Source organism: Phaeobacter sp. (genome assembly GCF_022825805.1).
Classification (GTDB): domain Bacteria; phylum Pseudomonadota; class Alphaproteobacteria; order Rhodobacterales; family Rhodobacteraceae; genus Phaeobacter.
The window spans coordinates 1-9,497 of record NZ_JAJDWC010000018.1 but is presented as its reverse complement, the minus strand read 5'-3'; the positions used below and the strand labels follow the sequence as shown (position 1 = coordinate 9,497).

Annotated in this window: 7 protein-coding genes, 1 tRNA gene and 1 pseudogene; 3 read left to right on the top strand and 6 right to left on the bottom strand. The window is 58.0% G+C overall.

Going from position 1 to position 9,497, the window contains the following annotated elements:
- Both Q0C28_RS01520 and Q0C28_RS01515 read right to left on the bottom strand, forming a co-directional pair.
- Window positions 1-243 (bottom strand): annotated as a pseudogene (locus Q0C28_RS01520) (chemotaxis protein); the annotation flags it as partial.
- A 61-nt stretch (window positions 244-304) separates the two neighbouring features.
- Entirely contained in the window at window positions 305-757 is a 453-nt protein-coding gene (locus Q0C28_RS01515) for an Lrp/AsnC family transcriptional regulator (protein WP_293572881.1), read from the bottom strand.
- Between the two features lie 147 nt (window positions 758-904).
- Between Q0C28_RS01515 and hppD the strand changes: the two genes are divergently transcribed.
- Complete coding sequence (gene hppD / locus Q0C28_RS01510) at window positions 905-2,005, top strand: 4-hydroxyphenylpyruvate dioxygenase (protein ID WP_293572880.1); 1,101 nt, start codon at window positions 905-907, stop codon at window positions 2,003-2,005.
- Window positions 2,006-2,088: 83 nt separating this feature from the next.
- Here hppD and Q0C28_RS01505 read toward each other — a convergent pair whose 3' ends face one another.
- Window positions 2,089-4,776 (bottom strand): hypothetical protein, encoded by a 2,688-nt coding sequence (locus Q0C28_RS01505; RefSeq protein ID WP_293572879.1) that lies wholly within the window; start codon window positions 4,774-4,776, stop codon window positions 2,089-2,091.
- A 167-nt stretch (window positions 4,777-4,943) separates the two neighbouring features.
- Between Q0C28_RS01505 and Q0C28_RS01500 the strand changes: the two genes are divergently transcribed.
- The gene (locus Q0C28_RS01500; protein ID WP_293572878.1) at window positions 4,944-5,660 is read left to right on the top strand and encodes an SIMPL domain-containing protein; all 717 of its coding nucleotides are present in this window, start codon (window positions 4,944-4,946) and stop codon (window positions 5,658-5,660) included.
- Between the two features lie 92 nt (window positions 5,661-5,752).
- Here Q0C28_RS01500 and Q0C28_RS01495 read toward each other — a convergent pair whose 3' ends face one another.
- The 3 genes from Q0C28_RS01495 to Q0C28_RS01485 all read right to left on the bottom strand — a co-directional run bounded on the left by Q0C28_RS01495 (window position 5,753) and on the right by Q0C28_RS01485 (window position 9,220).
- Entirely contained in the window at window positions 5,753-7,045 is a 1,293-nt protein-coding gene (locus Q0C28_RS01495) for an O-acetylhomoserine aminocarboxypropyltransferase/cysteine synthase family protein (RefSeq protein WP_293572877.1), read from the bottom strand.
- A gap of 123 nt (window positions 7,046-7,168) precedes the next feature.
- On the bottom strand, window positions 7,169-8,185 hold the full coding sequence (locus Q0C28_RS01490; RefSeq protein WP_293572876.1) for a hypothetical protein: 1,017 nt from the start codon (window positions 8,183-8,185) through the stop codon (window positions 7,169-7,171).
- 153 nt (window positions 8,186-8,338) lie between these two features.
- Complete coding sequence (locus Q0C28_RS01485; RefSeq protein WP_293572875.1) at window positions 8,339-9,220, bottom strand: hypothetical protein; 882 nt, start codon at window positions 9,218-9,220, stop codon at window positions 8,339-8,341.
- Window positions 9,221-9,418: 198 nt separating this feature from the next.
- Here Q0C28_RS01485 and Q0C28_RS01480 point away from each other — a divergent pair.
- Window positions 9,419-9,494: transfer RNA gene (locus tag Q0C28_RS01480), tRNA-Thr, on the top strand.
- Window positions 9,495-9,497: the final 3 nt, after the last annotated feature.

Below are 9,497 nucleotides of genomic sequence, written 5' to 3'. Positions count from 1 at the left end.
GTTGTTCTGGATCGTATCCCAAAACAGCTGAAATACACCTTTCGGCGTATCCGGATGCCGGATGATTTTATGGGGCGCGCCAATCAACTCTTCCCAAGGGTAGTTCGCAACGCGGTGGAACACGTAGTTCCCGCTGAGTATCACCCCACGGTGGTCGGTCCGTGAGAAAAAGACCTCATTCAATTCAAAAGGCGCTTCCCCACGAGAGGGGCGGGTGCTCAGACGGCGATCAACGAAAGACACGGTGTTTCCCTGTATCAGAAATAGTGCCCCTGGACCCTACACGGCTTTCCTTCACGGACTCTTAAGTTGGCAGGGGGGCGTCACCTTTTAATTGATCCATGACGATCTGGCTTTGGACCCGCGCAATCGTGGGGTGCGGCAGCAGGACTTCGTGTAGGAGCCGATTGAGAGCCTGTAGATCCTCGCAGAACACCCGAAGCAGGTAATCTGCCTCACCCGTCATGGTCCAGGCAGAGGTGATTTCCGGTCGTGTTTCCACCAGTCTGGCAAATTGCCGTGACTGTTCCGGGCCATGGCTGCCAAGCTGGACCTGAACGAACCCCTGAACCGTGAGGCCCAGTTTATGTGCATCCAGCTTGGCGGCATAGCTGCGGATGTAGCCATCGGCCTCCAGCCGTTGCCGTCGCCGCCCAGCCTGGCTTGCAGATAGGTTCAGCATCTCGCCCAATTGCTGCGCGGTCAGATGCGCATTCTTTTGCAGCGCGGCGAGGAGTTGTTTGTCGATCTGATCCATTGGATGCGGGCTTTTTTCGTATTCTTGAAAATAATGCGGGGGATTGATGAAAGTTCAAGCATTTTCCCGTCAGAATGCGGGAAAACAGCATCTTGGGTGCGGTATTCTTGGACCAGCTAGAATTCACCCCTATAGGAGGTCGCCACAATGGGCCCGTTCCCGCACAATGCCCCGCGTTCCGTGATCAGTTCAGAAAACCCTGCTGGTACTAACGGATTTGAATTTGTCGAATTTGCTCATCCCCGGCCAGACGAGCTGCGAGAGTTGTTTTCAAAAATGGGATATGAGTTGGTCGGCCACCATACCCAGAAAAAGGGCGTCGAATTGTGGCAGCAGGGCGATGTCACCTACATCCTGAACGCGGAACCGGGCAGCTTTGCTGAACGGTTTGTGGCTGAACACGGTCCCTGCGCGCCGTCCATGGGCTGGCGGGTTGCGGATGCGCAGAAGGCGTTTGACCACGCCGTGGCCCATGGCGCAGAGCCCTACGAGGGTGACGACAAAACGATGGATGTGCCCGCGATCAAGGGTATTGGCGGGTCGCTGATTTACTTCATCGATCAGTATTACGACACCTCGCCCTACAATGCGGAATTTACCTGGATCAAACCATCCAAACCCCGTGGCGTCGGGTTCTACTATCTCGATCACCTCACCCATAACGTCTACAAGGGCAATATGGACAAGTGGTTCAAATTCTATGGTGATTTGTTCAACTTCAAAGAGATACGTTTCTTCGATATCGCTGGAAAATACACCGGTCTGCTCAGTCGCGCATTGACCTCGCCCTGTGGTCGGATCCGCATTCCGATCAACGAAGATCGCGGGGAAACCGGGCAGATCGTGTCCTACCTGAAGAAATACAAAGGCGAGGGGATCCAGCACATCGCGGTTGGCAGCGAAGACATTTATGAAGCAACCGATGAAATATCGGAGCGTGGCATCGCCTTCATGCCTGCGCCCCCGGCGTCCTATTACGAAATGAGCCATGAGCGTGTCGTGGGCCACGAAGAGCCGCTGGACCGGATGCGCAAACATGGCATTTTGATCGATGGCGAAGGCGTCGTAGATGGGGGTGAAACCAAACTGCTGCTGCAGATTTTCTCCAAAACGGTGATCGGGCCGATCTTCTTTGAGTTCATTCAGCGCAAAGGGGACGACGGCTTTGGCGAGGGCAACTTCAAAGCGTTGTTTGAATCGATTGAACGTGAGCAGATCGCAAACGGAGAGATCACGGCGGCGGAATAAGCCGCTTGTTCAGGGTAGCCTATGGTCATGGGCCATGGGGCTGCCCCATCATTCCCCGTGGTGTCGGGATAAGCGTGCCTGTCTTAGCCGCTTGGAATGGTGAGCGTCAGGTTCCGGCTACCTTTTTGATACTGCAATTGGCTGTCGCCAATGGCGATCACGCGCCCACCGTCCATCCGGTCGCCAACCTTGACCTTCTTGTATCGACCGTTTGGCATCAAAACCAGGGCACGGCGGTTTGAAGGCGTGCCATAGACCCCAATCAGGTTCACCCGGCGCAGATTAATTGCGTTGTCCAATGTGGCCTGACGGGCAACCGATGCGCTGGAGGGAATGCGCGGTGCCGCCGGAGCGGAGGCTGCAGCAGCCACCGACTGGGCTGCGTCTGCCGCCGCGGTTCTTGTGCTGTTACGCTGTGCGCGGTCGACGATATTGGCGAAGTTGTTCGGCCTGATCCGCGGCATGACGGAAATCGCCACGGCCTGCTCTGTCACGGGAAGGCTGTTTTCTTCGGCTGGCTTGAGGCTCGCCGGACGCAGTTTGGGGCGCAAGGTGGCCAGTTCTGCACGGCTCAGCCCTCCCAGACGGGCGCGCTCGTTTTGTTCAGCAAGATCATCGGGGCGGGTCTTGGGGCGCAATGCTGCCAACTCGGCCAGACGCGCGGTTTCCGCTTCTGCGGCCAGCGCTGCCAGGTCCGGACGCTCAGGCGTTGGTGGTGGCACCACCTCGGGTGCGCCAAGGTAAACCACGATACCATCTGGCGTCAGCGTTCCCTCGGGTGTTGCGGTTACCAAGCCGCGTTCGTCCAGATCAAACGCCTGTCCAGCGGCTGTGGGATTTGCCACGATATCAAGGCCCAGGTCAGCGGCAAACCGATCGGGCTGGGGCAGGGCGATTGCATCTTCGGAGATATCGGTTGAATCGATCGACGCGATATACAGATCCTCCAGCGAGGATCCCCCTGGCACGTCCAGCGCGGAAGGCGCGTTCTGCCAGATGCCTGTCGCCGCATATTGAGCGGCTTGCGTCAGCTCATCTGTCGGTGCGGTCTCTAGCGCCTCGGCGATAGCTGCGTCAGCTTCTGCCTCGGCGTTGTCCAGCACTGTCGGTGCGGGTGCGGTGCTCAGCGCGTCGAGGACCGCTGCATCCGAGGGCGTCAAAGCCACGGTCTCTTCACCAGTGGTTGTCGCGCCGTCAACTTCATCATCTTCGGTGGCATCGATGTCTGACGTCGGCTCAGCTGGCAACGTGTCGCCATCCAGAAGCGATGGTATCGCGCTGACCTGTGGGGCAAGCTCGACCTCTGGTTCAGCTCCGGCATCTGGCTCGACTGCAAGGGCTGTTTGCGGATCGGTGGTTTGCTCGCTTTGGGCGGCTGGATCCTTGTCCTGCTCTGAAACCGCGGCCCACACGGCAGCCAGCGCCATGAGGGCAAGGAGCCCCAGCATCAGCATCAATCCCAGAAATCTGGGTTTTCCACCGACATGTTGCTCGGACACGCCAGCGAGCAGTTTGGCCTTGCCCGCTTCATGGAGCGCTTTGCGGTCGGTTGTCTGCGGGCCAGGTTCTTCTGTGGGCTCATCGCTGCGGGACAGTACAGGGGCGGGCGCTTCGGCGGTGGTTTCTGATTTGCCCAGCAGGCCAAAGCGGCCCTGCTTGGGTGTTGTGGGGTTTGCAGCTCGGGGTGCGGATGGCGCTGCGCGAGACTGATCTGACTGTTCGGCATCGGCGACAGCACTATCTGCCAGAGCAATCGTTCCAAACGCCGCATGGGGAACCACCCGTGGCCCTTTGTCTGCATTGCCTTTGGGGTCGCCTTTCGGGCTGTCGGATGCGGCCGGTTGTTTGGCTTTGCTGTCTGAGGCAGAGGTCGGCGTCGCAGCAATTGGGGGTGCGCTCGAACCATCCGGGCGCTCTCGCGTTGCAGAAGGAGCGGATTTTCGGCGCCTGGTTGCAAACCCCGCCGATGGCGCGGCGCTGTCAATGTCGTTTGGTTCTGCCAATGCCACAGATTTTTCAGCGCTGGCCCCAGCTTTCGATGTGTCGGTTCCGTCCGCTGTGGTCGCGGTGGCTTGTGTGGGTGCCTCTCCGCTCGCCTGCACGTCTGGCTTTGGTGCGGCTTTGCCGTTTGCCGCTGTTTTCTCGGCGCCCTTCGCTGCTGTTTCTTTGGGCGCTGTGTCGGCCTCTGGCGTAGATGCCGCTTCGCCACTTGTTTCGGTTTTGTGCTCCGGCTCGGTGCCGCGTTGCGACAGCGGCATGTCGTCCGGTTCCGGCGTCGCCTCGCCAGCGGCAATCAGCGTTTGGCTCGGCCCAAAGTCAGGCTCGCCTATGTATGCAGACGAGCTGGGGGTGGCCATGAAGCTGACTGGCAAGAACCCGTTGCCAACGGCAAATTCCTCGGCTTCTTGCAAGGTTTCGCGCGCCACAGCGGCAATATAAAGGCTGCCATCTTGGCGGGTGACATCGAAAGCCAGCTCCGTCACCTCATAGGGGGTTGCGCCATCCAGGGCCTGCTGGGCAACATGGAGGTCGTCATTGGTATTGGCAGGGGCGTCCACCATCAGATAGCGGATCTGATCGTCCGGAATGACCAGTTTGCAGGCCACCGGCCCGCCTGCACGGGCCTCGCCTTGCTGGCGCAGCTCTGACAGGGCCGCGCTGAGATCGGCGACATCCAGCGCGGTTTCTCCGACGGAAATCCAGCCGTCTTCGACCCGCTGTCGCAGGCTCACCGCTTGAGACGAAAGAATGAGTGCGAAACCCGGCTTCATAATGCGACCATGCCTTCAAATTCCCACACCGACCTGTTTGCAGGTCTGGTAATCTTGATGCAGACCATAAGGCAGCGATCCGCCGAGGGAAAGGAAAAGACGGTTTCTCCCCCTTGCGGGCGGCTGTTTGCCGTTCCCATGTTGCATCAGAAACAAGGAGCAATGACATGAAAGTAAGTCACCTTTTTGCGGCGACACTGGCGGTGGTCATGTTGGGGTCGTTTGCCGGGGCAGGTGAGACGGCAAAAGACAGGCATATTGCGGTCACCGGTCAGGCACAGATTTCTGTCGCGCCCACACTTGCAACCATCGTTCTGGGCGTCAGCGAGGAAGCCGAAGAAGCGGGCTTGGCGATGCGGGCGACCTCCACCAAGATGGTGGATGTGGTCGATGCCTTGCGGGATGCTGGTATCGCGGCCGAAGACATGCAGACCCAACAGATTTCACTCAACCCGGTTTGGACCAGAGATCCCCGTTACGACGACGGGCGCAGCCGGATCACCGGATTTGCGGCTTCGAATACATTATCGGTGCGGGTCCGCGATCTGGATCGCCTTGGCGAAATCCTGGATCAGGTGCTGATGGTCGGCGCGAATGAGTTTCGCGGGCTGAATTTTGGCGTTTCTAATCCGGCCGCTGTTCAGGATCAGATCCGTGCAGCAGCGGTTTTGGATGCACGCCGCAAGGCCCAGCAACTGGCCGATGCCGCCGGTGTTGCGCTCGGCCCGGTGCGGGTGATCAATGACAGGGATGTGGGGCGCGGTCGACCGGCTTTTGCGATGGAAATGGCGCGCGATGTGTCCGTTCCGATCGAGGCGGGCGAACTGACCTTTGAGCACTCGGTCTCTGTGGTGTTCGATATTGGGGCCGAAACGGGCGATTGATCAGCCCGTGTTGGCAAGCCGACACTCGATAAACCAAAATGCCCTGGGCCAACAGTCTTCGGCCCAGGGCAATGTTGTCAAAAAAGATCCGATTAAGCGGTGGCCTTCGCCAGTGCCTGATCCAGATCCGCAATCAGATCGTCTGCGTTTTCGATACCAATGGAGATGCGCACAACATTGGGGCCTGCACCTGCGGCTTCCTGCTGTTCCGGTGTCAGCTGCCGGTGGGTTGTCGACGCCGAGTGGATGATAAGGGAGCGGGTGTCGCCAAGGTTGGCAACATGGCTGAAGATTTCCAGCGCGTTGACCAATTTGACACAGGCATCATATCCGCCCCTCACCGCAAAGGTGAACAAACCGCCGGTTCCTTTGGGGTAATGCTGTTGGCCGCGCTCATAGTACGGAGAGGAGGGCAGGCCTGCATAGGTGACATAGTCGACCCGTTCGTCCTGTTCCAACCAGGACGCAACCGTGCGGGCGTTCTCACAATGCCGCTCCATCCGCAAGGATAGGGTTTCGATCCCCATCAGCGTGTAATGCGCTGCCTGCGGGTTCATCGTCATGCCGAGATCACGTAGCCCAATTGCAATGCCGTGGAAGGTAAAGGCCAGCCCGCCGAATGTTTCGTGGAATTTCAGTCCGTGATAGGCAGGCTCCGGCTGCGACAGCGATGGGAACTTGTCATTTGCAGACCAGTCAAAAGTGCCGGAATCAACCACCACGCCGCCTGTCACCGTGCCATTGCCGGTGAGATATTTGGTTGTTGAGTGCACAACCAGTGTGGCTCCATGAGCAATTGGGTTGCACAGGTATGGCGTCGCCGACGTGTTGTCGATGATCAGCGGAACACCGGCGGCATCGGCAACGTCTGCGATGCTGCGGATATCGGTGACATAGCCGCCCGGATTGGCGATGGATTCCCCGAACACCGCGCGGGTGTTGTCATCAATGGCCTCAGCAACTGCCGCAGGGTCGTCGAAATCAACGAATTTCGCCGACCAGCCGAAGCGTTTGATCGTCTGGCTGAATTGCGTGACCGTCCCACCATAAAGGCGTGTGGAGGCGACAACATTGCAGCCTGGACCCATCAGCGGGAACAGCGCCATGATCTGAGCGGCATGCCCGGACGAACAACAAACCGCACCGACGCCGCCCTCAAGGGTTGCGATCCGTTCCTGCAGCACGGCAACGGTTGGGTTTGTCAGGCGGGAATAGATGAAGCCGACTTCCTGCAGATTGAACAGGGCAGCTGCATGATCTGCGTCGCGAAACACGAAAGCCGTCGATTGATAGATTGGCGTTTGACGGGCGCCGGTTGCCGGATCCGGTTTGGATCCTGCGTGGATCTGGAGGGTGTCGAACCCAAAAGTTGGCGTCTCGGACATGGAACGTCTCCTGTGAGTGGTCTTTGAGATCGCGCACAGAACACTCCGCCCGGCGATCTATTTCAAGGCGCAATTTCAAAATGACCAAATGGGCAGCGTGCCAGCGGACGCGATTGGCTGATGTTATCGCATCCAAAATCCGGCTGTGCGCAGTTTGTTGCGGATCGCCTGCTCACGTCTGGGCAGGTTGTCCCGATCAAACAAGGCTCGCGCCTTGCGCCCACGCCCCTGATAGATCATTCGCTTCATCGGTTCGTATTGTTTCAGCACCTTTTTAATCTTGTTGGGGGCTGCGGTGTCTTCCAGCAATTCAACAACATGGTCGGGCTCTCTCGCGTAGAGCAGGGAGAGGGTGCGATAATGGCAGCTGGTTGTCCCATCCAGAAATCCGCTTTTCAGCGTATCCCGACCGCCCCCAAAGCTGTGTATCACCAGCGGCAAGGCAATCTGATCCAGCCATGGATCCAGCGATTGGCCAATCAACTCCTTTGGCGTCTGTTCCCAGAGGGTTCGGGCGTAGGTCAAAAATCGTTCGCCGAATGTCACGGGGCACGCACCAAAGAAAAAGCCAGCGTTGAAGTAAAGATAGCGGCGCCAATGGTTTTCGGGCTGGCCGAGATCGAGACTGCTGTCGAAATCAAGGTCAAACTGCTCATAAAGTGTCTGCCAGATACGGTTCATATCGGGGCCGTAAAGCGTTGGCTTTGGCCAGGTGCCGGTGCACCGCAAAGAGGCAGAGGGGCGGGCGAAATCAAACGGCACTTCGTTGATGGGTCCGGTGATCAGCGTGTCGCTGTCAAAAAACACGAAGGGCTCGCCTTCGGGCAGGGCCAACAACGCTTCGATCTTGTTGCCATAGGGGTAACGGCCACCAAACACATGTGTTGCAAAGGGTTTGATCTCTGCCCCCAAGTGCTCGAGCGCGGCGAGCAAAGGCGCATTTTTGATACTGGGATCGTTATCCCACAATGGGCCCGCCTGCGGCACAGCCACGATGAGACGGCCCGCAAATTGGGGCGACTGCCGCCGCAGGGAGGCAGCAAACAACACGGCCTCGTATTGCAAACGTCCCGCTTGTCCAACGATCACCACATTAAAGGTCGGGGGCGGTGTCTGGCTCTTGGCGTGCGGACCTGACATTAAATCACTCGCTTGGGCCGTAGGTCCGCGGGCAAGGAAAACTGTCTAAGGGGCTGCCAGCATGGCTGCGCCCGCGTGGTCCGCACCACAGCGCAGAGTGGTCGCCCCAGGACAGGTATCGTGCTGCAGATCATCGAAAGTGCTTCCTCTGCATCAAAGCTCTGGCGCGAGAAACCGAATGCCGTCCATTTTGGACACCACCTCGACATCTTGATCATACATTGCGCTCGCCGCCGTCAAAACATCTGCATTCCAGCCAGGCAGATCTATTTCTTCCGTCAGGGCGCTGTCATCAGCGTATTTGTCGAGGAAAGCAGCAAATATCTTCTGCCTCTGGCCCTCGCTTAGGTTTTCGAATTGACCAAGATATTTGCGGAGCCGTTTCATGCCCTCGCCAGACATGATGGCCGCCAAAAGGTCCATGCCTCCATCAAGTCGCGCGTCATCGTCCAGTGCTGCCATGCGGCGGATGATCTGCCCCCAGAGCAGAGGCATATCCTCATAGCACCAGGTGGTGATTGCAACATCCGGGGCGGCTCTGCGCAGCCGTTGAAAAAGATCCGACCAGCGCAGACATTGCGGCGAGATGTTTTGCGCAATCTCATCCACGCGTTCAGGCGCGGCTTTTTCCAATAGGTTCGGGATAAAACCACCCGGATCCCGCATCGCGATGAATATCTCCAACCGATCGGTTGGAAACATACGGCGCATGGCCTGAACGCGGGCTTCGGCTTCCGGATAAAGGAGATGGCCATCCAGCGCGCGGCGCTGGGAGCCGAAAAAATGTGGATTGGAAAAAAGAACGCGTTCGGCGGTGGTCCCATCAAGGATTTGGTCCCACAGAGTTTCGGCACCGATATGATGATCTGGATCGGCCATCAAAGCCGCAAAACAGGTTTTGAGCAGCTGGCGATAGCGCCCAGGACCCGGAACCGAGATATCTTGGCGCTGAAACCGCGCGATGTTGCGCAAAAGGGTCTTCAGAAGTCTGTCTTCGTCCGTGCCATGTGCGCCGCAATGAAAGACAACCTGCATGACTTCACCACCTCGCGTTGACGTGCAACCTTCTGAAATTACTACTGTGTCATGACGGGTTGGTCAAATCTGACGTTGCCGACTGGTTGTCTGATAGGCCTTGTTCGGGGCCCAACGCGAGAATTTCTGCGCCAAATGCACAATAGTTCATTTTTCGTCTTGCACCGCAAATCCAATATCGCTAAATCGGCGCTCAAGGCCCCTATAGCTCAGCTGGTAGAGCAACTGATTTGTAATCAGTAGGTCCGCGGTTCGAGTCCGTGTGGGGGCACCATCA

What these genes read in the sequence shown, in the direction of transcription:
- Q0C28_RS01485 (WP_293572875.1), bottom strand. Translation starts at nt 9,220, where the DNA reads ATGCAGGTTGTCTTTCATTGCGGCGCACATGGCACGGACGAAGACAGA.
- Q0C28_RS01490 (WP_293572876.1), bottom strand. Translation starts at nt 8,185, where the DNA reads ATGTCAGGTCCGCACGCCAAGAGCCAGACACCGCCCCCGACCTTTAAT.
- Q0C28_RS01495 (WP_293572877.1), bottom strand. Translation starts at nt 7,045, where the DNA reads ATGTCCGAGACGCCAACTTTTGGGTTCGACACCCTCCAGATCCACGCA.
- Q0C28_RS01505 (WP_293572879.1), bottom strand. Translation starts at nt 4,776, where the DNA reads ATGAAGCCGGGTTTCGCACTCATTCTTTCGTCTCAAGCGGTGAGCCTG.
- hppD (WP_293572880.1), top strand. Translation starts at nt 905, where the DNA reads ATGGGCCCGTTCCCGCACAATGCCCCGCGTTCCGTGATCAGTTCAGAA.
- Q0C28_RS01500 (WP_293572878.1), top strand. Translation starts at nt 4,944, where the DNA reads ATGAAAGTAAGTCACCTTTTTGCGGCGACACTGGCGGTGGTCATGTTG.
- Q0C28_RS01515 (WP_293572881.1), bottom strand. Translation starts at nt 757, where the DNA reads ATGGATCAGATCGACAAACAACTCCTCGCCGCGCTGCAAAAGAATGCG.